General features: G+C 32.1%; 20 protein-coding genes, 1 tRNA gene and 1 other RNA gene. 18 read left to right on the forward strand and 4 right to left on the reverse strand.

Translation table 11 applies throughout. The features are described 5' to 3' along the window. Positions 1 to 6: 6 nt before the first annotated feature. The 4 genes from C4Q29_RS05675 (at position 7) to C4Q29_RS05690 (ending at position 3,009) form a co-directional block, all read left to right on the forward strand. Positions 7 to 648, forward strand: coding sequence for a potassium channel family protein (locus tag C4Q29_RS05675; RefSeq protein ID WP_103981851.1), 642 nt, complete (start codon positions 7 to 9; stop codon positions 646 to 648). A 131-nt stretch (positions 649 to 779) separates the two neighbouring features. Further along, positions 780 to 1,508, forward strand: a complete 729-nt coding sequence (locus C4Q29_RS05680; protein ID WP_103981852.1) for an ATP-binding cassette domain-containing protein — start codon at positions 780 to 782, stop codon at positions 1,506 to 1,508. Then, positions 1,501 to 2,172, forward strand: a complete 672-nt coding sequence (locus C4Q29_RS05685; RefSeq protein ID WP_103981853.1) for a methionine ABC transporter permease — start codon at positions 1,501 to 1,503, stop codon at positions 2,170 to 2,172. Before C4Q29_RS05680 ends, C4Q29_RS05685 begins: the two co-directional genes overlap by 8 nt. After that, the gene (locus C4Q29_RS05690; RefSeq protein ID WP_103981854.1) at positions 2,173 to 3,009 is read left to right on the forward strand and encodes a MetQ/NlpA family ABC transporter substrate-binding protein; all 837 of its coding nucleotides are present in this window, start codon (positions 2,173 to 2,175) and stop codon (positions 3,007 to 3,009) included. It abuts the gene before it with no gap. Positions 3,010 to 3,048: 39 nt separating this feature from the next. Here the strand turns inward: C4Q29_RS05690 and C4Q29_RS05695 are convergent, their stop codons facing one another. Continuing rightward, a complete protein-coding gene (locus C4Q29_RS05695; protein WP_103981855.1) occupies positions 3,049 to 4,137 on the reverse strand; it encodes a serine hydrolase domain-containing protein in 1,089 nt (362 codons plus the stop codon). 364 nt (positions 4,138 to 4,501) lie between these two features. Between C4Q29_RS05695 and nagE the strand changes: the two genes are divergently transcribed. Both nagE and C4Q29_RS05705 read left to right on the forward strand, forming a co-directional pair. Beyond that, the gene (nagE, locus tag C4Q29_RS05700) at positions 4,502 to 5,980 is read left to right on the forward strand and encodes an N-acetylglucosamine-specific PTS transporter subunit IIBC (RefSeq protein WP_103981856.1); all 1,479 of its coding nucleotides are present in this window, start codon (positions 4,502 to 4,504) and stop codon (positions 5,978 to 5,980) included. Positions 5,981 to 6,120: 140 nt separating this feature from the next. After that, positions 6,121 to 7,023 (forward strand): DUF7916 family protein, encoded by a 903-nt coding sequence (locus C4Q29_RS05705; protein ID WP_103981857.1) that lies wholly within the window; start codon positions 6,121 to 6,123, stop codon positions 7,021 to 7,023. Between the two features lie 402 nt (positions 7,024 to 7,425). Here C4Q29_RS05705 and C4Q29_RS05710 read toward each other — a convergent pair. Further along, a tRNA-Ala gene (locus C4Q29_RS05710) sits at positions 7,426 to 7,501 on the reverse strand. An 8-nt stretch (positions 7,502 to 7,509) separates the two neighbouring features. Further along, positions 7,510 to 7,859, reverse strand: a transfer-messenger RNA (tmRNA) gene (gene ssrA, locus C4Q29_RS05715). A gap of 83 nt (positions 7,860 to 7,942) precedes the next feature. On the opposite strand from ssrA, the gene C4Q29_RS05720 reads away from it, so the two are divergent. From C4Q29_RS05720 to C4Q29_RS05730, 3 genes are all read left to right on the forward strand, one after another. Next, entirely contained in the window at positions 7,943 to 8,410 is a 468-nt protein-coding gene (locus C4Q29_RS05720) for a ribonuclease domain-containing protein (protein ID WP_234994061.1), read from the forward strand. Next, the gene (locus C4Q29_RS05725; RefSeq protein ID WP_103981858.1) at positions 8,403 to 9,179 is read left to right on the forward strand and encodes a barstar family protein; all 777 of its coding nucleotides are present in this window, start codon (positions 8,403 to 8,405) and stop codon (positions 9,177 to 9,179) included. The genes C4Q29_RS05720 and C4Q29_RS05725 overlap by 8 nt, the downstream gene beginning before the upstream one ends. Before the next feature lie 126 nt (positions 9,180 to 9,305). Further along, on the forward strand, positions 9,306 to 9,569 hold the full coding sequence (locus C4Q29_RS05730; protein WP_103981859.1) for a PTS sugar transporter subunit IIB: 264 nt from the start codon (positions 9,306 to 9,308) through the stop codon (positions 9,567 to 9,569). Positions 9,570 to 9,666: 97 nt separating this feature from the next. Here the strand turns inward: C4Q29_RS05730 and C4Q29_RS05735 are convergent, their stop codons facing one another. Continuing rightward, positions 9,667 to 10,185, reverse strand: coding sequence for a QueT transporter family protein (locus C4Q29_RS05735; protein WP_103981860.1), 519 nt, complete (start codon positions 10,183 to 10,185; stop codon positions 9,667 to 9,669). Between the two features lie 166 nt (positions 10,186 to 10,351). Between C4Q29_RS05735 and C4Q29_RS05740 the strand changes: the two genes are divergently transcribed. The 9 genes from C4Q29_RS05740 (at position 10,352) to C4Q29_RS05780 (ending at position 23,457) form a co-directional block, all read left to right on the forward strand. After that, positions 10,352 to 11,293, forward strand: coding sequence for an ROK family protein (locus tag C4Q29_RS05740; RefSeq protein WP_103981861.1), 942 nt, complete (start codon positions 10,352 to 10,354; stop codon positions 11,291 to 11,293). Between the two features lie 48 nt (positions 11,294 to 11,341). Further along, positions 11,342 to 14,764, forward strand: coding sequence for a PD-(D/E)XK nuclease family protein (locus C4Q29_RS05745; protein WP_103981862.1), 3,423 nt, complete (start codon positions 11,342 to 11,344; stop codon positions 14,762 to 14,764). Between the two features lies 1 nt (position 14,765). Next, positions 14,766 to 18,353: a UvrD-helicase domain-containing protein gene (locus C4Q29_RS05750; protein ID WP_159459230.1), complete on the forward strand. Its 3,588-nt coding sequence runs from the start codon at positions 14,766 to 14,768 to the stop codon at positions 18,351 to 18,353. A 57-nt stretch (positions 18,354 to 18,410) separates the two neighbouring features. Further along, positions 18,411 to 18,824 carry a hypothetical protein gene (locus C4Q29_RS05755; protein WP_103981864.1) on the forward strand — a complete coding sequence of 138 codons (414 nt, stop codon included), beginning with the start codon at positions 18,411 to 18,413 and terminating at the stop codon, positions 18,822 to 18,824. A 14-nt stretch (positions 18,825 to 18,838) separates the two neighbouring features. Continuing rightward, positions 18,839 to 19,474, forward strand: coding sequence for a thiamine diphosphokinase (locus C4Q29_RS05760; RefSeq protein WP_103981865.1), 636 nt, complete (start codon positions 18,839 to 18,841; stop codon positions 19,472 to 19,474). Between the two features lie 136 nt (positions 19,475 to 19,610). Then, positions 19,611 to 20,663, forward strand: a complete 1,053-nt coding sequence (locus tag C4Q29_RS05765; RefSeq protein ID WP_103981866.1) for a PTS sugar transporter subunit IIC — start codon at positions 19,611 to 19,613, stop codon at positions 20,661 to 20,663. 12 nt (positions 20,664 to 20,675) lie between these two features. Continuing rightward, positions 20,676 to 21,674 carry a D-2-hydroxyacid dehydrogenase gene (locus tag C4Q29_RS05770; protein ID WP_103981867.1) on the forward strand — a complete coding sequence of 333 codons (999 nt, stop codon included), beginning with the start codon at positions 20,676 to 20,678 and terminating at the stop codon, positions 21,672 to 21,674. 90 nt (positions 21,675 to 21,764) lie between these two features. Continuing rightward, positions 21,765 to 22,046 carry a hypothetical protein gene (locus C4Q29_RS05775; protein WP_103981868.1) on the forward strand — a complete coding sequence of 94 codons (282 nt, stop codon included), beginning with the start codon at positions 21,765 to 21,767 and terminating at the stop codon, positions 22,044 to 22,046. 136 nt (positions 22,047 to 22,182) lie between these two features. Then, a complete protein-coding gene (locus tag C4Q29_RS05780; RefSeq protein ID WP_103981869.1) occupies positions 22,183 to 23,457 on the forward strand; it encodes an MFS transporter in 1,275 nt (424 codons plus the stop codon). The last annotated feature ends 10 nt before the right edge of the window (positions 23,458 to 23,467 follow it).

Below are 23,467 nucleotides of genomic sequence, written 5' to 3' on the forward strand. Positions count from 1 at the left end.
AGAAATATGAAACAATATACAGTAATAGGTCTGGGCAGATTTGGTAAATCTGTAGCCAGAGGCCTATATGAATTAGGAAATGAAGTAATAGTCATAGATATAGATGAAGAAAATGTAAATGCCTTGGGCGACAATCTTACATCGGCCCTTATTGGAGACTCAACCCAGGTAGATATCTTGAAGGCTGCTGGAGTTACAGAGGTTGATGTAGTAATCATCGGGGTAACAGACTTCAAAACATCAGTTATGACTGCAGCCCTATGTGAAGAACTGGGTGCAAAAAAAATAATTGCCAAGGCCAGGGATGAAGTCCACCAACAAATACTTACAAAGGTAGGGGTAGAAAAGGCTATTATTCCAGAAAAAGAATCCGGTAAAAAGCTAGCCCACAACCTTGTTTATGGTAATGCCATTGAAATGCTTCACTTGGACTCTGACTATGAAATTGTAGAAATCATAGTACCAGAAAAATGGATAGGAAAGACTTTAATACAATTAGATGTTAGAAATAAATATGGCTTAACCATATTAGGTATAAATAGGGACCAAAAATTTATAGGTAATCCTGATGCTTCCACAGACTTCAAAACTGGAGATACAGTATTGATAATGGGAGAAATGGAAGCTGTAAATATGTTTACATCGTAAAATACAAGCTGTCAAAGATTTCTTTGACAGCTTTTTATATATCTAAAAATAGCCAATTGTGACCTTGAGCATAGACATATTTTTTTTCTATGCCATAATGGAGAAGAGATTGAAAAACATAAGGATGTAAAATGGTACTTGAATTTGATGGTGTAAAAAAAGAATATAAATCTTCTGATTTTAAGCTTGATGGTATAAACTTTGACCTTTCTGAAGGAGAAGTTTTGGGCTTGATTGGACAAAATGGATCAGGTAAATCAACCATATTGAAGATGGCCAACCAGCTTGTAAAGCAAGATGGTGGATCGATAAAATATTTGGGTCAGCCACTTGAATCCATGTCTGATGAAGACCTAAGACAGGCTAGAAAAAAGATTGTCTATATATTTCAGTCGGCAAATCTTTTAGAAAATAAGACTGTCCTATATCATTTGAAGCTAGTCTACAAATTAAATAAGACTAAGGTTGATGAAGATGAAATAGATGAAATCTTAGATTTTATGCAAATATCTAGGCTTAAAAAATCATATGTAAGACACCTAAGTGGGGGACAAAAGCAAAAGCTTGCCATAGCCATGGCGCTTTTACAAAAACCTAAGGTTCTTTTATGTGATGAAATTTCCTCTGCTCTAGACGCTAGTGCAGAAAGGGAAATATTTGATTTACTAGCGAAGATAGTTGAAGAAAGAAAGATTTCTATTATGATCATTTCTCACAACCTAGATGTTCTAAAGAACTTTTCTGACAGGATTCTTCTTTTGGACAAGGGACAGATTCAAAAGGAAATCATTCCGACCAAGTCAGCCAACAAGCAAGAAGACAACTATTTCAACCATGTAGTGGAGTATTTCTATGATTAATTTATTGATAGAAAACAAAGAAGGGATCTGGCAAGCCTTTGTAGAAACCAATATCATGATGGGACTTTCGATATTTATCTCAATCATAGTATCCATCCCACTAGGTTCACTTTTATTTGCCTTAAGCCAGGATTATCTCTTGAAAAATAGAACCCTATACCAAATTTTAAGTATTGGATTAAATATAATCAGATCCATACCATTCTTACTATTTATATTTATCATGATACCAGTCAACAGGGCTATATGGGGGACTTCATTTGGAGTCATCTCATCCATCATCCCACTTAGCCTGGTAACCATAAGTATATATGCGAGATTTGTGGAGCAGGCTTATTTATCTGTTGACGCCAACATTGTAGATAGAGCCATTTCAATGGGGGCTAGCAAGTATCAAATCATCAGATACTTTTTACTACCATCCATTCTTAATGATCTGATCTTATCCTTTACATCAACCATTATTTCCCTACTGTCATATTCGACAGTCATGGGGGTAATAGGTGCAGGAGGCCTAGGAGACTATGCCTTTAGAGAGGGTTACCAACAGTACAATTATCAAATGATGTATCTAATCATAATAATTTTTGTGCTTTATGTTTTTATAATTCAATCAATTGGCTATTTTATAGCTAAAAAAGTAAATAAATATAAGGAGTCATAAATGAAAAGAATTTTAGCAGTATTAATGGCGTTGACCATATTTTTAGTTGGATGTGCAAAAGCAGACCAAAAGCCTGAATCAAGCAAAGAAACTGTGAAAGAAGCAAGTGGAGAATTAAAGACAGTTGAAGTTGCTTCCCACACAAGTCCAATGATAGACATCTTGGAACTTATAAAAGATGATATGAAGGAAGCTGGATACAACTTAGAAGTTGTGAAAGTTTCAGACAACGTACAAGCTAACGTGGCTTTACAAAATAGAGAAGTAGATGCAAACTTCTTCCAACATGAACCATTCATGCAACAATTTAATGATGGTAATGATGGCGATTTAATCAAGGCTACACCTGTATACAATGCCTTAGTAGCATTTTACTCAAATACAGTAAAGAGTTTAGACGAATTAAAAGATGGGGCAGTAGTTGCTATACCAAATGATCCAACAAATAGGACAAGAGCTTTAAGAATGCTAGCTTCTTCAGGTTTAATCAAATTAGATGATCCTGAAAGCTACAACTTGGAAGTAAGCAATATAAGTGAAAATCCTAAAAATCTAGCATTCAAAGAATGGGGACTATTAAACTTAAACGAAGCTTTCAAGGAATCAGACCTAACCTTTAACTACCCAACATACATCGATGCTTTAGGATTGAAACCTGAAACAGATGGTTTAATTTTAGAACCAGAAGCAGACCAAACATTTGCTATTGTTTTAGCTGCTAGAAAAGAAAATGTAGATTCAGATGAATTAAGAGCTTTAATCAAGGCTATAAACTCAGAAAAAGTAAAAGAATTTATAGAAACAAATCTAAAGGGCCACGCAAAAGTTGCTTTCTAATTAAAAAAGGTTTCGGAAATATCCGAAACCTTTTGACTTTTAAATTTTATTTTCTATCAAATACCCATAAACTTTTTTTATCATATCATTGGCCATTTTCTTTCTTTCAAGTCTCATATATGTGTTGTGGTGGGTGAGATTTGACATGAGGATAATGATTATTTTATTTGCAAAGTCAAGTAGATAGGCAGGTCCTGTGTATCCTGAAAAGTACACAGTCTTGTCATTTGCCTTAGCTGGGATTTCATTTTCTTCCTCTATTTCATTTCTAAGTCTAGCACCCATTAGACAATAGGGCTTGGATAGATTTTGGATTTTTATATCCTTATCTTCTTTTAATCTCTTCTTATTTAAGCCATTTATATCATCATGGTCTAAGAGAGCCTTAAAAAGATCTCCCTTGATAATTTTTTCTTCCATAAGGGCTTGTAAAAATTTCAACAGGTCACTTGAATTTATAAAGATTCCGGCGTGTCCTAGAGTAAGATCATAGTCACTTGCTAGCCTTGACTTTGGATCGTGGGGCAATCCAATTCTAGAGTCTTGGTTAATACTCTTATCAGGAAAAACTTCAAACCTTGTATCAGCTAGCTTTGAAGTATTTGGACTATATGTCAAAGAAGATAAATTGTATGGGACTTTTATCTTTTCATAAATAAGGTCCTGGTAGTCTTTCTTATAGGAATTTTCCAGAAGTCTACCTAAAATCATATAGTGGACATCACTATATTGCGGTATTTCACTATAGACATAGGAATCGTTTAAAAGCTCAATCATTTGCTCTTTAGACTTTGCTTCCTTCAAGTGTCTTGGAGTCCAAATTTCCTGTCTATGGGCTAAAAGATCCCTGATTTTTATATGGCCTAGATTTATATAGGCTGGATCAATATCACATATTTTTGTATCCAAGTCAAAAATTCCTTCTTGGATAGCAATAAAAGTAAGAATAGCCGTAAAAGTTTTTGATAAGGAAGCTATATCATAAAGGGTCTCACCATCAACTTGACCTTGATAGTCATAGGAAAGTTTTCCAATATTGTATATTTGTTTTTTATTATTAGCTAGGAAGGCTAGGGAATATCCGCTGCTATGGCTTCCTAGATTTTTATTTAATATATTATTTATCATGGGTAAATTATAGCATATCTGAACATATAAAAATGTCTTATGATGGTTTAGTAAATTTTAATTTTAGAAAAAGAATATTAAAAACTTAGTAATGAAAACCCCTGAAAGAAGTACATTAAGAAAATTTATAAATTTTAATTTTATGAAAAATGCTTATAAAACGTTAGAAACTACTTATAAAAATATAATGATTAATTCTAAAAATATAAATTATATATTGACATTTATCATAAGTTGGTATAATCTAAAGTTAATGTAGTCGTTTTCACAATTGCTTTTTTTATATTTTTTATTTTGGCAATGGAAACTACTCAGAGGCTATGTAATAGGATATAGCTGAAAAAAAAATTATAGGAGGGAACTAATGAAAAGTTCATTACAAAGATTAGGTAGAGCTCTTATGCAACCTGTGGCAGTTTTGCCTTTAGCAGCTCTTTTACTAGGTCTTGGTTACTTTATAGACCCAACAGATTGGGGTGCTAACAGTGTAATAGCAGCATTCTTAATAAAATCTGGTGATGCAATTTTAAGTAATTTAGGTATCATTTTCGCGGTAGGGGTAGCTTTTGGTATGTCCAAAGACTCTCATGGTGCTGCAGCATTATCAGGTTTAGTAGCATTCTTAACAATACTTATGTTGTTAAAACCTGAAAACGTAGCTTTATTAAGAAGTTTTGACCCAAAATGGGCAGAAGCAGGTAATGTTGATAACTTTGCTTTCCAAGGATTCTCAAAAGTTAATAATGGGAATGCATTTATAGGTATTTTATCAGGTATTTTAGGAGCAACTGCTTACAATAAATTCCATGGTGTGAAATTACCAGATGCATTTGCATTCTTCAGCGGTAGAAGATTAACACCTATCATGTCTTCATTTATGGCTATGGTAGCATCATTAATCTTAATGTTCATCTGGCCAGCAGTTTACCAAGGATTAGTATCATTTGGTCAAACATTACTAGGTATGGGACCTGTAGGAGCAGGTATTTATGGATTCTTCAATAGACTATTAATACCAACAGGACTTCACCACGCATTAAACCAAGTATTCTGGTTTGACTTAGTGGGTATCAGTGACATTAACAATTTCTTAGGAAATGTTCAAGAATCAATAACAGCTACATATCACCCAGGTATGTATCAAGCTGGATTCTTCCCAGTTATGATGTTTGGTTTACCAGCAGCAGCTATAGCAATGTTCACAGTAGCTAAACCTGAAAGAAAGAAATATGCTAAATCTGTACTTTTAGCAGCAGCATTAGCATCATTCTTAACAGGGGTTACAGAACCAATTGAATTTGCATTTATGTTTATTGCACCACAATTATTCTTAGTACACGCATTATTAACAGGTATTTCAGTATTCTTAGCAGCTCAATTAGGATGGTATGCAGGATTCGGATTCTCAGCAGGATTTGTTGACATGTTCTTAAGTTCAAGAAACCCAATGGCTGAAAACTGGTATATGTTAATAGTATTAGGCTTAGTATATGCAGCAATTTACTTCTTAATCTTCAGATTTGCAATTGTTAAATTAAACTTAAAAACTTTAGGTAGAGAAGATGTTGTAGAAGGTGAAAACACAGAATTAGCAGCAGATACTAATTACACAGCTATGGCTAGAAAAATCTTAGAAGGTCTTGGCGGAAAAGATAATGTTACGGGATCAACATATTGTACAACAAGACTTAGATTAACAGTTAAAGATGATAGTCTAGTAAATGAAGAAATTATTAGACAAACTCAAATAGCTGGTATAATGAGACCAGGTAAAGGAAATGTTCAAGTTGTAGTTGGACCACAAGTACAATTCGTACATGATGAGTTTGAAAAATTATTATAGAAAAATAAAAAATAAAAAGAGCGGAAACGCTCTTTTTTCATTTTAAATGTATTATATAAATATATGTTTACAAATTGTACGAATATTAGTAGTGTGCTAATATATAAATGTAAGTTGATAAAAACAATAAAGGAGAATATATGGCGAAAAGATTAGTAAGTGCAAATGCATCTGATATTATTAAGATGAGTGCAGAAGAGTTGAAAAACAGTATTAAAGCTAGTGAGGGAAGAGTAGTTCTGACAGAAATTGTCGCTACTAGAGAAGCGTATGAGCCTGGAATTACTGGGGCAGAGATTGCATGTGCTTTCGGATCGAATATGGTTCTATTGAATGGTGTAGATATTTTTTCACCAGTTATAGAAGGATTAGGTCAATATGATGATAACAACTTTGTTGAATTATTAAAGCAATATACAGGAAGACCAATTGGGTTAAATCTTGAGCCTGTAGATACTGAATCTGATATGCTAGAAGATAGGGTTGTAATATCAAAAGGTAGACAAGCATCTAAAGAAACTTTTTTAAGAGCTAATGAAGTAGGATTAGATTTTGTTTGCTTAACAGGAAATCCAGGTGTTGGAGTTTCAAATGAAGCGGTAATTAATGCAGTAAAAATAGCTAAAGAAAACTTTGACGGGCTAATAATTGCTGGGAAAATGCATGGGGCAGGTGTAAATGAGCCTGTAATTACTGTAGAAATAGCTAAAGAAATTATAGATGCAGGTGCAGATATTATACTAGTTCCATCTATAGGATCTGTTCCAGGAGTAAGACCTGAACAAGTATATGAAGTTGTAGACTATGCTCATTCAAAAGATATTTTAGTTATGTCAGCAATAGGTACAAGTCAAGAAACAAGTGATTCTGAAACTATAAAAAGAATGGCTATAGATAACAAGATTGCGGGAGTTGATATACAACATATTGGAGATGCTGGCTATCATGGTATGTCAATACCTGAAAATATCTATGATTTAAGTGTTGCAATCAGAGGCAGAAGACATACCATCACAAGTATGTCAAGATCAATTAATAGGTAAAAAATAAAAGAACTATCTAAATCAAATTGTAAGTGAACCCATAAATACAAAATAAATTAATAGTAATTTAAGCGGAATGTAAGCTGTAAGCAACAGATAAGATTCCGCTTAATTTTTAATAACTCACTAAAATAAACAATAAAAAATCAGGTATAAATACCTGATTTTACTTTACTTACTAATTTTGATCGTTTTCTTCTTTTCCAGTCCAATAGCTAATTATCTTTGGAGCCTGTGTACATGCCCAAATAAAAGCTGCAGTAGAGGCTAATTCTAATAATAATTCCATAAGCCCTCCTAAAAATATCTGTACAAATAGTTCTTCACTTTAGATATAAATATCTTATTGCTATATTTTTACTTATTCAACAAAACGGCCTGTATAAAGCCGTTTTATTGTAGTGGTGGAGATGATCGGGATCGAACCGACTACCTCTTGAATGCCATTCAAGCACTCTCCCAAATGAGCTACATCCCCATATTTATTGGTGGAGGTAAGGAGAGTCGAACTCCTGTCCAAAATAGCTTCCCAAAGACTTTCTACATGTTTAGTTGATTTTTAATTTTCCCATTTTATATGTAAACCAACAAAACAAATAAAATGGTAGCTTCATAAAATCCTAGTCTAGGCAAAGCTTACTAGACTTAGTTTGCCCACTTAAATATGATACCAGTTGCTAGTCGTGGGATCTAACAAGTGGCAAGCTGACTTAAATTAAGCAGCTAAAGCGAAGTTATTATCTTCTGCATTTAAATTTAATTTGCTATTTTTAGGAAGTATGCCCTTCCACATGCTTATCTATGTTCCAATATCCTGTCGAAACCAGAATACCCCCATATCTGTATATATGATTATATTATTAAAGACAGTTATAGTCAAATATATGTTATAATAGTTTAGATAAGAAATGGAGGAAATGTGAGAAATCCAAAGAATTATAAATTATACCTAGTAATATTCTTAATTTTTGCTGTGTTATTTGCTAAAAATCTTATGGTAGACGAAGATGTTGATAAACAAGATCCAGTTGTAGAAAGTGCCGAAATCGTAGAAAATGGCAAATACTATAGCAAGGACCAGGTAGCCTTGTACTTGCACAAGTATAAAAAATTACCAGCAAATTATTTGAAAAAATCTGAAGCTAAAAAGCTTGGTTGGGATGCTTCAAAGGGAAACCTATGGGATGTAACCGACAAGGGTGTCATCGGGGGTGATAGGTTTTCAAATAGAGAAGGCAAGCTTCCAACAGATAAAAAATACTTTGAAGCAGATGTAAACTACCAGGGAGGCTTTAGAGGGCCTGAAAGATTAGTTTATACAGACCGTGGCCAGGTAATTTACTTTACAGGCGACCATTATAAAAAATTCGAGGTTTTATATGAATAAAATTATTTTAGATGGCAGAGACTACACAAGCAAGGAAGCCTTTCACAAGGATATGAAAAAGAAATTTAATTTTCCGGACTTTTATGGAGAAAACTTAGATGCCTTGTGGGATTTATTGAGTGAGAAGAATGCCTTAAATATAGAAATCAAACATTCTTCAGACTTGATCAAAAATCTTGGAGACTATGGCAAACAAATCATTGATCTGTTTACAGACCTAAGAGAAGAGGGCTTTACTGTGACATTTGATGAGGATGAATTTGTAACAATCAAAGAAATAAATGGCATAAGGCCAAGCATTCCTACTTCAGCCTATATTGCAGAAGGGGCAAGGGTCATAGGGAATGTAGTCCTTGGAGAAAATGTTTCAGTCTGGTACAATGCAGTAATCCGAGGAGACTTGAAAAATAAAATTGTAATAGGGGACAATTCAAATGTTCAAGACAATGCAGTTATCCATTTATCGAGAGATTCTGAAGTATCTATAGGGAAGAATGTTACTATAGGTCATTCTGCAATTATCCATGGTGCAACTATAGAAGACAATGTCTTGATAGGTATGGGATCAATTATCCTAGATGGGGCTCATATAAAGAAGAATACAATAATTGGTGCGGCTACCTTAGTTACAAAAAACAAGGTAATAGAAGAGGGTTCAATGGTCATGGGTACGCCAGGAAAAGTTGTTAGACAATGTAGCCAGGAAGAAATTGAATCAATCACTGAAAATGCCAATTCTTACATTAATAATATAATTAGGCACAAATAATTTGAATTTTGACAAAAAAATTTGAAATATAAAAAATTATTGTGTATTATCATTTAGACTAGAAATAGTATTAAACATAGAAATAAACAAAAGAGTAATTATGATAGAAAAAAATTGGAGGTTGATATGAGCAATAACGATATGTCAGTTGTTATCTTAGAAAACCTAGGCGGCATTAGCAATATTGAATCAATGTCAGTTTGCGAAACCAGACTTAGAGTAAATCTAATAGACAATTCTTTAGCTAATAAAGAAGCTCTTAAAAACATCTATGGCGTAAGAGGTGTTGTAGAATTTGGACACCAATTACAAATAGTTTTAGGAGAACAAACAAAGGAAATAGCCGATGTTTTCTTTAACAAGCTAAAAATTAAAAACTCAACAAAATAAGGAATTATGAAAAATTGCTGCGGGATTCCATGGCAATTTTTTTGTACAAAAAAATTGCCCAAAACTAGCAATTTAGTTCTGGACAGTTAAATAATTCCTAAAGATTTTTATTTGTTTCTAAATAGTGTCTATAAGATCCTATTGACTTTAAGAATGCTTCGTTTTTTTGCAGTAACTTAAATACTGGAACTGCAATCACAGTCATGATGATAAATTCTGAAGCCATTACTGTTGCTGTATGTAGCAAGAAGCCACCACCTGGGATATTGGCTATTACTGACAATTCAAATCCTATGATAAAAGCAAATACGGTTGGCCATATTGAAGCCATCCATAAATTCTTTGATTTTCCAACAAAGTATAGGGCGATAGCTGTATGCAAAGTACCAAATATTAGGTCAGCGGCACCAAGTGTTGACCAGAAATTTGATATGAATACACCTAGGGTAACCCCAATTGCATTGATAGGATTGTAGAATGCAAGTAAGTTTAATATTTCAGAATATCTAAATTGAATAGGACCGAATGCTGCGCTAGGTAAACTTAGGGTAGCTACAACATACAAAGCAGCGATAACTGCTTGCCTTGACAAATCTTCTAAACTTAACTTTCTCATTTTTACCTCCGATTTTTTAAGTGGGTGCCGAATAAACACTTTTCTGTATTGAAAAAACAATACCTCACTAGTTTATACTATTTATTAAAAGTCTACAAATAAATTTCTTAAAAACTATGATAAATTTGGTATAATAGAATAAATATAGAGATTTTGGGAGGAATATATGTCTAAATATACAATTGGAGTAGATGTTGGCGGTAGATCAATGAAATTTGGCCTTTTTGATGACAAGGGTAAGTTACTTGATAAGTCAAACATTCCTACTAGAACACAAAACCAAGGGGAAAATATTTTACCTGATCTTACAGAACATTTAAAAAAGATTATAGAAAAGCACGAGTTGACTAAAGAAAACCTAACAGGTATTGGTATAGGAATGCCAGGACCTATCTTGAATGAAAAAATAATCAAGACAGCAGTTAACTTAGGATTCAAAGATAATGTAAATGTAGCTGATTATGTAAGTGACAAGTTAGATTTCCCTGTAAAAGTTGCTAATGATGCTAACGTTGCAGCACTTGGAGAGGTATGGAAGGGCGCTGCAGAAGTGTATAACAATGTAGTAATGGTAACTCTTGGTACAGGAGTTGGTGGCGGAGTTATATTAGATGGGAAAATCTTGGCAGGTGTTACAGGATCTGGTGGTGAGATAGGACATATGCCAATCTTAGAAGAACCTCTAGAATGGACTTGTGGATGTGGTGGAAACAGATGCCTTGAACAAGTTGCTTCTGCTACAGGTATAGAAAGACTAGCCCAAGACTACCTATTTGAAAATGAAGAAGAATCTTCACTAAGAGATTTAGACTATATAGATGCAAGAGAAATCTTCCAAGCTGCCCAAGATGGAGATGATATAGCTGTTAAGGTAGTAGAGGAATATTTTGAAAACTTAGCCAGAGGCTTAGCTATCATAGCAGCAGTAGTTGATCCAGAAGCCTTTGTTTTAGGTGGTGGCGTTTCTAATGCAGGTGAATTTTTATTAGATGGTGTTAGAGAAGCCTATAGAAAATTTGCCTTCCCAGTTACTAAAGATGCTAAATTCTTTTTGGCCCAACTAGGAAATGACGCAGGAATGTATGGTGCTGCAAAAATGATGTTATAAAACTTTATCCAGGTCTTTTGACCTGGATATTTAGCATAAGGGGATAAGATGCAACTTTTAATTTCTAGATATGTAGAAGAGAATAAAAAATATTTATATGACTCTATCAAAGAAAAATTAAATAATAATAAAATAGTTTATTTGATAGTACCTGAACAATTTACCCTTGGGACAGAAATCGAAGCTTTTGAAGCCTTGAAAATAGACTCAACCTTCAATCTAAAAATAAAGTCATTTACAAAGCTTGCCAATGAAATCATCCACCAAGCGGGTGGTAGAAGTTTAAATTTTATATCAGACCAGGCTAAATATTTGATGGTGCAATCAATACTTCTAGACCATAAAAATGACCTTAAGGTATTTCAAAACAATACAGATGATAAAGAATTTATTGAGCTCTTGATAAGGTTGATGGACCAATTTGCAGATAATAATTTGGATGAAGTCGGCCTTAGTGAAATAGTTGAAAAAATAGGTGATGATAGTGAACTAGGTAAAAAACTAGAAGATATAAAGCTAATATCATCTGAATATAGGAAATTATTAGCCCAATCTTCATATTCTAGCGAGGATAAAAGTCAAATAGCCATTGAAAAGATTAAACAAATAGATGCTTTCAAAGATGCAGCCTTTTATTTTTATAGGTTCCATGATATGTCAAACAAAGAACTTGAAATGGTAAAAAGTATAGAGGCTATTTCTGACTTTTCACTTGTGAGTTTGACTCTAGATAAAGGTTTACTTATAGGAGATGAGAGACAAGTAAAGGATGCAGATATTTTTGATATTTCTCTAAACTTTTACAGGGGTCTTAGAGAATATATTGAAGATATTGAAATAATAAATCCTTCACCTATTGTTGATCAAACAGAGATTGATATCTTACTTGCTAATATGTTTAGGTATGACTTGAACAATATCAAAAAGGAATTCCCGGATCCTAAAGATGAATCTAATGATACAGAAGAAGATAATAATATGGAAGGTGCTAATCAAAAATTATCTAATGTATATATAAATAAGCTAAACAACACCGAAGATGAAGTTGATAATCTAGCTATATTAATTAAAAAAGATTTGGTGGATGAGGGATTAAACTACAAAGACATATCTATCTTGGTAACAGAATCCAATGAATACTTTCCAAAGATAGAAAAAATATTCCAAATAAATGGCTTACCTTATTTCCTAGACGAAAGCAGAAATCTTTTGGATAATGCCATGGTGAAATATCTAAAATCAGCCATTAAACTATTAAAAAATGACTTAAGTCCACAAAATTTAATTCAATTTTTAAAATCATCATTCTTAAGTATTGATAGGAATAGCATAGACCTCTTCCAAAACTTTGTTGAAAGAAGAAACTTTTTTGGTCCTATGCTTATGGAAGATAAATATTATAGCATTACTCATAAGCAAAGATACGAGGAAGAGGATAGGGAAAATCTAGAGAAGATTATCCAAGTAAAAGATTTGTTTAAGGATATTCTTGAGATTGATGGAGAGGATATATTTGATTTAATCCATGAGGATAAGCCAAAAAGCTTCCAATATTATACAGAACTTCTATATAAGTTTTTTACAAAAGAAATTTTACTAGAATCATATACTTCTTATGAAGAAAAGCAAACTGAAGAAGAAAATGAAGAAAATAGAATGATCTGGAATAGCTTTATTGAGCTTTTAGATGATATGTATCTAATGCCTGAGGCTGAAATACCTTTTTCTAGATATACTGACATTCTTCTTTCGGCCATAGACAACTTTAAGGTGGGTATTTTGCCGCCATCACAAGATCAAATAATGGTAGGGAATATAAAGAGGTCTAGGTTTAACAAGTGCAAAAAGATTTATGTCTTAGGTATGACAAATATTTACTATCCTCCTGCCAATGATGATGTTGATATATTAAATGAGGAAGAAAAATTAAGTTTAGAGGCCTTTGATCTAAAGATAAGAAATACTAGAAAAAATAATAATGCCAATGACCTATTATCCTTCTATGAAATATTGCATTCTGCAAAGGAGAAAATAGTATTTTCTTATTCACTAGTAAATTCTGGAAATGAAGCCATGGATCAGGCTTATATATTAAATTTTGTAAGGGTGCTTGTTAATAATGCTAATATTAAAATAGGGAAAATAAGTCCTTTAGACTATATTTATTCTAAAAATAAGTTGAATTCGTACCTACCTTATGTATTTGCAAAGACAAAAAATAATAGCCTAGTAAATGAAAAGGAAAAAATTTATTATGACTTGTTGTACAAAAAATTTGAAGGTGATGAAGATGAATACAATACAATTCTAAATGCTATAAAAATATCTTCACAAGATAAAGCTAAGAATAATTTAGATCCAAACTTGGTAGATAAAATATTTAATTTAGACAAGTTTTCTGTAAGTCAGTTAGAGACATTCAATTCTAACCCTTATCACCACTTTATAAGGTACGGTTTAAAACCTAGAGAATTTGATAATATCGAATTTTCAAGGATGGATACAGGTAATCTTATCCATGAATTCATGAAAGACTACCTGGACCAAACAATAAATAAGAAGCAAGAAGTTGATTCTAAGCTCTTATTTGAAAAAGTTCTAAAAGATTCTATGGAAGACTTTAAAACCTACGAATATAAAAACATGTTTTTTGCTAGACAAATGGGTCAGAATGCAGATGTTTATGCAAAATTTACTGAAAAGCAATTAAAGGAATCAAATATCAAAGATATAGATTTCGAAATAAAATATGGTAAAGACGGCAAATACAAGGCCATAGAGATAAAAGTAGATGGTAAAGAAGTATTTATTGAAGGTAAAATTGATAGGGTAGACAAGTATAAGTCTGATGGTAGTGACTACTACAGGATAATTGATTACAAGACTGGTAGTAAAAAATTTGATGTTTCAAAAATTTATCATGGTATAGACCTACAGTTGTTACTTTACTTACAATCTGTTGTAAAATCCGACAAGAATTCAAAAGCCTTGGGGGCCTTTTACCAAAACTTATCTGACCAATACTATATGCTAAAAGATACGTCAGAACTTTTAGATGAGAAAAAAGATTTATTTGCTAATATGAAGCTTGATGGAATAATGGTTAACAATGAAAAGTTGATCAAGGAAACTGAGGAAGATTTTAATCCTGACAAAGCTAGAGAATCTAGTGTTTATAAGTTTGCAGGAAGAAAAGGTAAATTTGCTGAAAAGGAAAATGTAATTGATGAATCCTTGTTTGATCCTTTATTTGCCTATAATATAAAAAATATTGAGCAAACAATTAAAAATATTAAAAATGGAAATATTGAATTAAAAACTTTTATCTTATCTAAAAATAGCCCTTATTCCTATTCCAACTATAAAACTATAGATAAGGGAGAAGGTTTAGAATATATTTATCTAGATAACTTTGATTGGGAAAAATTCAAAGACCTGTTAGAAAAGAATGCAAGGGAAGGAGAAAAATAATATGGTAGATTTTACAAAAGAACAACAATTAGCTGTTGAAACTAGAAAAAAAAATATTATTGTCTCTGCCCAAGCAGGAGCTGGTAAAACCCAAGTCTTAGTAGGGAGAATAATAGGTCTACTTAGGGAAACCAGGATAGATATTAGCGATATGCTTATTGTGACTTTTACAAATAAGGCAGCCAGAGAAATGAAGGATAGGATAAAGTCGGACTTGGCTGATTTAATCGAGAAGGGGAATCTAAGTGAAGAGGAAGAAATATATTTCCAAGATCAATATAAAAAGACTAATGATGCGCAAATATCCACTATGCATTCATTTGGCATAAATGTTTTAAGAGAATATTTTTATAAACTTGCCCTAAACCCATCTTTCAAGACTTTAACAGATACCAATTTGGATATTTTAAAATGGGAAACCATGAACCAAGTTTTTGAAGAATTATATAAAAATGAAAGCGAGGAATTATACAAGCTGCTTTCTATCTATTCTAACAAATATAGTGATGAAGAATTAAAGCTTTCTTTATTTAGTATATATAATTTTATGCAATCTCAACTGGATCCATTCGCTTGGTTGGAAAAATCTATAAATACTTATAAAGTCTTAGAATATTATCAGGATGAAAATAAACAAGATGAATTTAAAAACAAGGTATTTACTTATTATAAGAATGAATTTAATGGGATTTACCAAGATTATTTAAAGGCGGAAGAGGATATACAAAATATATTTAATCAAGAATTTATTTATCCAAAGTCTAGGATGGCAGATAGAGATGTTATTTTTTCCTTGCATTCGGCTGAAAATTATGATCAGCTATTTAGTTTTATTAACCAGGTAGAAATAATAACTAAAGACAGACATGGGAAAAAGATTATAGAAGAAAAAGGCCTAGACAAAGATGATATAAAGATTGTTGGTGACTTGATGGATAGCTATAGGAAAAATCTTAAGGCTTTAATCAATGATATGCAGGCTTTTGACTTGGATAAAGAACTAGTTTTTGAAGACCAAGTGCATAAGTCACTCCAAGCTATGGAATATGTTTTGAAACTTTACCACAAAAAATTTAGGGAAAACAAAAATTCCAGACAAGCAATCGACTTCAATGATATAGAACACTATACCCTTGAATTGCTCAAAGATGAGAGTGTTTTAGCTAGTCTTAGAGATAAGTATAAGTATATATTCTTTGATGAATACCAGGATTCGAACCAAGTCCAAAATGAGATTATAGAAAACATAAGTTCAAATAATAATCTCTTCTTTGTAGGTGATATCAAGCAATCTATCTATAAATTTAGACTAGCCGACCCTTTAATTTTCAAAGAAAGGTACAAGTCTTATAAAACAGATGATGATAATAGCATTGCCATTGACTTATACCACAACTTTAGAACTGAAAGGAATCTATTAAACTTTAACAACCTAATTTTCAACAAGCACATGACTGATGAACTAGGGGATGTGAACTATGATACTTATGAGCATAGATTAGCTCCTGGGAAGCCTATAGAAAAGTATGATGATGAATCTACAAAAATATCCTTAAACTTTATTGAAGATATGGATAAAGATGAAGAGGATGAACTAAAAGAAAATATCGATAGGGAATTGTTAAATATAAATCCTGAGGCTCTTCTTGTAGCAAAAAAAATAAAAGATATAGTCCATAGAAAGAAAAAATTAGATGAGGAAAAAGCGGCTAAAGAAAAGGATTCAGAAAAAGCAGAAGAATCTAAAGAAGAAAAAACTTATTATAATAAGATAGCTATTTTAGCAAGAAGTAAAACTATTTTTCCTGACATTATAAAAGTGCTTGAAATGGAAAAAATACCTTATTTTTATGAATCATCAGGATTCTCATATGAAGATATAGAAATAAAAGCCTTTATAGAAATATTGAAAGCAATAGACAATGACCAAGATGATATCACTCTTTTATCAGTATTGACTTCTCCTTTGGTGAATATGACTGATGATGAGCTTGCTCATATCAGGTATGATGATAAAGACCATTCATTTAACTATTGCTTTAGAAAATATTGTCAAAGAGACGATGCCAAGAAAGAAATAGAGAAAAAAATTGAAACTTATAATGACAAGATTAAAGAATATAGAGACTTGGAAAGAAAATTGAGTCTTGAAAAATTAGCTTGGTTTGTATTAAGTGATTCAGGTTATCTTTCATATATACTATCCAAGGATAATGGAGATAGGATCCTTTCTAATATGAAGTTATTTATAGATGAGATAAAAGAAATAGAAAGTGGTTCATTCCAAAGTCTATCTTCTCTTGTTTCTTATTTGAAATTTGCTCAAAAAAAAGATTTAACTGATAGGGAATCAAATGCGGAACTATCTGAAGAAGATGATGTTGTTAGATTGATGACCATGCACAAGTCAAAGGGTCTTCAATTTGATACTTGCCTCATAGTTGATGCTGGCAAGGGTATGAATACAATGGACCTAAGACAATCCTTTATAATGAATGAGGGTGGTATCTCATTAAAAGTTTATGATCCTGATACTAATAAGCTTGAAGAACCGATATCTTATAAGTTGATCAAATCTGCTAAAAAATATGAATTGTTGTCTGAAGAAATGAGAATCTTATATGTAGCTATGACAAGGGCGGAAAGAGAAATTCATTTATTATCAAAAGGAAAATCTGAAGGCTATAAAATAGATAAAAGAGATCCTAAAAAAATGAATAGCTATCATGATTGGATTTATTCAGCTTTAGAGGATTCACAAAAAGAAATAGATGAGCTAAATATAAAGTATAATTTTGAAAATATTAACTCTGCAGATCTTTACAAAGAAGCATTCTTAAATGAAAATAAGGAAAAATCTTCAAAAGAAAAATCTAGGGAAAATGAGGACTTTGAAAAAAATATATCTGAAAAAATACAAAAAGTCTTTAATTTTGATTATGATACTAGTATGGTAGATCTTCCATATAAAAAGACGGTTACTGAAATCTCAGCTAAGGATGATAATAAGGAAGCGGATTTTAGAGAATATGAAAAGTTAACCGAAAAAGAACTTTATAAAACAGATCTTTTATTGCAGGCAAATTTTATTGAAAAATCTGATGAATTAGAATTAGACCCACTTGCCAAAGGTAGCCTATACCATTACTTGTTTGAAAAACTTCCTATCAAAGCAATGTCTGAAAAAGACTTAGACCAGTTCTTTACTTATATGATAGAAAACAAGTTTATCAGCAAGAAGGAATTTGATTACATTGATAAAAAACTTTTTATGGACTTTATAAATCATCCAATATTTGCCCAGCTAGTTGAAGCTAAGGAGAATAATAAACTTTATAGGGAATCATCATTTACTATGAAGTATGATGATGAAGGACACCCAATCACTGTCGATGGACAAATTGACTTATTCTTCGAAGATGACCAAGGCTATACTATTTTGGACTTTAAGACAAATAAAGTAGTTGATAAGACTCTATATATTAAACAATTGAACCTATATGCCCAAGCTCTTGAAAAAGCTACAGGCAAAAAGGTTGTAAATAAGTTAATATATTGGGTAATGTCTGGCCAATTAAGTGAGATTTAGAAATCTAAAATAGGGGTATACAATTATCTATAAGATAAAAAGGAATTAGGAGTGAATATGAGCGAATATATTTTTAAATACCATAAGACAAACCCATGGGCTTCTCATATAGCAAGTATTGACATATATGATAGAGATGAAAATTCACTTGAAGCCTATAAGGGTTACAACTATGAAGAAGCATCAGATAGTTATGATTTAAATAAGGAAACAAGGGATAAGATAAAAGAATTGATTTTATCTTATGAAAAACTATTTGACGCTAATTTTATACCGGAAGATAACTACGACTTAGATGCTAAAATCAGTAACATTGACTTTAATGCAGGAGACAAGCAAACTAGTTTTTCTATTTTAAATATCAATAATCTTAAAGAATGCGAAAATGTTGCTTATATTTTAGACTTGTTAAAAGAAATAAAAGAAGTTTTATTAGAAGCTGGAGTAGATGAAAAATATTTTATCCTTTAGACCTAGGAGAAAAGATGGTGAATACTTTAATAGTTTCAGGTGGATCTGAACCTGGCAGAGATCTTTTAGAAAGATATTATAAACAAGCTGACAAGGTCATAGCTGTAGACAAGGGATTAAATTATCTAAGCAAATACGGCTTTGAAGCAGACTATATAATAGGTGATTTTGACTCTGTTGATACAAAAGTTTTAGCAGATGCTGACCAAGATAAACTAATCAAATATCCTTCAGAAAAGTCTATGACTGATTTTGAAATAGCCCTTGAAAAAGCCATAGAGTTAAAATCTGACAATATATATCTTTTATCAGCCATGGGTGATAGGATGGACCATACTATGGCAAATATCCTTTTGCTTAAGAGGCTTGCCACCCTTGATATAAGGGGATATATATTGGATGAAAATAATTTGATAAGCTATGTAGATGGCGAAATTGAGATAGATAAAAATGACTACAAGTATTTATCTATAGTAGTCCTTGAGGACACTCTTGTGACTTTAAAGGGAGTCAAATATACTCTAGACAAAGAGAAAGTATCATTTCCATCTAGCCTAACAATTTCAAATGAAATTGTAGATGACAAGGGCTATATAGAAACGGATAAGTTTTCTTTGTATATGCTGACTGACCATAAAGAAAACATTTAGAAGAGGAGAGGATGTCCTCTTCTTTTTTTATTTAAGACAAAAAGATAGGAGACATAAAAAACACCAAGCTTGACATTCAAAATTCTTAAGCGTAATATTGACTGTGGAGAAATTATAAGAAAAGGAAGGTTATTTTATGGATAATAAAATAGAATTAAAAGGATTTTTAATGAAAATCCTTAATGGTACAGCAATGGGTATAGTAGTTGGTCTTATTCCAAATGCTATCCTAGGGGAAATATTTAAGGCTTTAGCACCACAAGCACAAATATTCCAAACAATTCATACGATATTATTAGCTTCACAAGCAGCTACACCATTGCTAGTTGGTATATTTATTGGTTACCAATTTAAATTACAACCAATAGAAACAGGTTTAGTTGGTGTTGCAACTATGATTGGTTCAGGTTTATTAGTGTCTACCGATGGTGCTCTTATAGCAACAGGTATAGGTGACTTGATAAACACAATGATCACTGCAGCTATGGCAGTTTACCTATTAAGTTTAATCAGAGGTAAATTAGGCAGCTTAACAATGATTTTATCACCAGTAATAGTAGTTTTAATTGTAGGTACACTTTCAACCCTGCTATTACCATATGTAAAACAAATCACAACAGCTATAGGTGCTGTAATCCAAAACTTTACAGACTTACAACCATTATTGATGAGTATCTTATTATCAATATCATTTGCATTGATAATTGTATCTCCAATATCTACAGTAGCTATTGCTTACGCAGTAGGCCTAGAAGGACTAGCATCAGGTGCTGCAAACTTAGGTATTGCATCAGCAGCTATGACTTTAGTTGTAGGGGCTATGTATGTAAACAAGATAGGTGTTCCACTTTCAGTATTTTTAGGATCAATGAAAATGTTTATGCCTAACTGGTTAAGATACCCAATTATGAACATACCTTTAATAGCTAATGCTATAGTAACAGGTGTGGTAGCATATTTATTTAACATCCAAGGTACAACAGCTTCAGCAGGTTTTGGTTTCTCAGGACTTGTAGGACCTATAAATGCCTTATCATTTATGGAAGGAAGCGTAGCCAAAAACATATTGATATTAGCCTTAGTATTCTTTGTAATACCATTTATATCAGCATACTTAATCGATAAAGTATGTACAAAAGTATTGAAATTATACGATAGAGATATCTTTATTTATGGACAAGAAAAATAGAAAGGATTACTAATGAAAATAGTATTTTTTAACTATAAAGAAGTAGAAGAAAAAGCAGTTGAAGAATGGAAAAAAGAAAACTCTGATATAGAATTAGTTGTAACTAACAAGGACTTAGACGAAAGTACAAAAGATATGTTAGTAGGAGCTGATGCTGTATGTATTTCACAAATCAAAGAAATTCCAGACTCAGTTTATGACTTTGCAGCAGAAAATGGTGTAAAAATCTTTTCAACAAGATCTGCAGGATTTGATATGTACAAATTAGATAAGTTAAATGAATTAGATATTAAACTTACAAATGTACCATCATATTCACCAAATGCTATAGCAGAACATGCTGTAACAGCAGCTTTAATCATTTCAAGAAACATCAAAAAGATTGTAAAAAATGTTGAAGAACATAACTTCTCATGGGAAAAGAGATTAGTTTCAAGAGAAATGAGAACTTTAACAGTAGGTATTTTAGGTACAGGTAGAATCGGTAGGGCAGCGGCTAAATTATTTAGTGGTTTAGGTGCAAAAGTTATCGGTTTTGACTTATATCCAAATGAAGAAGCAGAAAAATACCTAACATATGTTGACAGTGTAGAAGAATTAGCAAAGCGATCAGATGTTGTTACTTTACACATGCCAGCTACTAAAGAAAACCACCACATGGTTGATGATGAATTCTTAAGCCTAATGCCTGACAATTCAATCCTAATCAACTCAGGTAGAGGTGCTTTAGTAGATACAGAAGCAGTATTTAGAGCTTTAGATAGCGGTAAATTACTAGGAGCTGGTTTAGATGTTTACGAATTTGAAGGACCATTCGTACCAAAAGACTTAAGAGGAGAAAAGATAGAAGATGAAACATTCTTAAAATTAATAGAAAGAGATGACATCTTATATACACCTCATACAGCTTACTTTACAGAAACAGCTGTTGCAAACCTAGTACAAGGCGCCTTAAATTCATCAAAGAACTTCTTAGAAACTTCTGATGATGACTTTATAGTAAATAGATAAGAGTTTGTTTGAAAGGCTTAGTTTTCTAAGTCTTTCATTTTTTTTTTTTTGTGTGATATAATAGTTAAAAATATATACAAGGAGAAACATATGTGGTTATTATTTGGGGTATTAGCAATTATATTTATGCTGGTAAATATTATAAGTGCTATTAAAAATAAGAAGGAAGAAATATTTGGCTTTCTAAGTTTGGCCTTTACTGCTTTAACTGTAAATGATTTTTATGCTGATGTAGCTAAAAGATTAGCTGTTCCTGATATAGATGGGATAATGGACATAGTACCAACAGTAAGTGAATACCTATGGTTTTGTGTAGGTGCATCTATAGTGTTAAATGGGATAGCTATCTTTTTAAGAAGAAAAAATAAATAAATCTAATTGAAACTAGTAGGGATCATTGATGATTTTTACTAGTTTTTTTATACTTTCATAATTTGATTTTTTGAAATTATAAAATTCGGGTATAATAAAAGATAGATTATAAAGGAAATTATTATGGAGTATTATTATGAAAAATAAAGAAAGAAAGTTTCACTATGCTTGGCTAATATTAGTTGTAGCATCAATAGTTTTGGGAGTTTTTGTACCAATTGTAAACTCCTTGTCAAACAGCTGGCAGATAGCTGTTACCCAAGATTTAGGATTTACTAGGACAGATTTTTCCTTGATAGGAACAATCACTCAAATAATAGGGGTGTTTTTAGCTCCGCTAGTGGCATACTTTTTAACTAAATATAATTTCAAAACAGTTTGGACCTTGGGAGCCTTTGTTTTTGCGGCTTCAGTATTTGGGTATTCACTAGCCCAAAACAAGTATCATTTTTACATATTGGCATTTTTTGTAGGTACAGCCTATATTACAACAGCTCAAATACCTATGATGATGCTTATCAACAACTGGTTTGAAGACAAGGTAGGACTTGCTACATCAATAGCTGTATCAGGTGTTTCAGCTGGTGGGGCTATTTTAAGTCCTATTATTAGTAGACTAATTGCTAACTATGGCTGGAGAACATCTTATAGAGTATATGGAATAATTATTTTAGCTATAGGTTTAATAGCAGGCTTATTCATTATTTATTTAAGACCAGAAGACATAGGAATGAAACCATATGGTTTCAAGGAAGATGAAAAGTTAGAAGGACAAGATATTAAGAAAGTACAAAAATCATATAATTCTTTAAATGTAGCCTTATCAACTAGTGCTGCAATCACAACGACTTTCTTTATTTTCTTAGTCTTAGGTTCTGTGATGAATGGTTTAGCTAATGGGGCTACCCTACAATTTGCACCAGCCTTCCAAGAGGTAGTTGGAGTAAAAACTGCAGGTACTGTAATCTCCTTGTACTTAGTGCTGGGAGTAATAGGTAAATTAATCATTGGTAAGATCGCTGATAAATATGGCATATATTATGCTTTAATCTTAGGTTCAGGATCACTTGCCTTGACCTTTGTTGCTATGCTATTTGTAGGTCAACCATGGGGCCCATGGTTAGTGGCTATAATATTTGGTTTAGGATTGGCTATAGGTACAGTTATACCTCCACTAATAGCTTCATCAATTTTTGATAGAAAAACTTACGGGGAAGCTTATGGATTTGTTCAATCAGGCATGCAAGTAGGTGCGGCCTTAGGACCTTTACTAGTATCATTTATATATGATAGGACAGGAGCCTATACCCTAGGCTGGATTATAAATATAGGATTTGCAACTTTGACAGGTATATTTTGGATATTATCCCATAATAGCGCTAAGAAATATGCAAACACAAGTGAAAAATAAAGGAGTTAAT

Source organism: Helcococcus massiliensis (assembly GCF_900258485.1).
GTDB lineage: Bacteria > Bacillota > Clostridia > Tissierellales > Peptoniphilaceae > Helcococcus > Helcococcus massiliensis.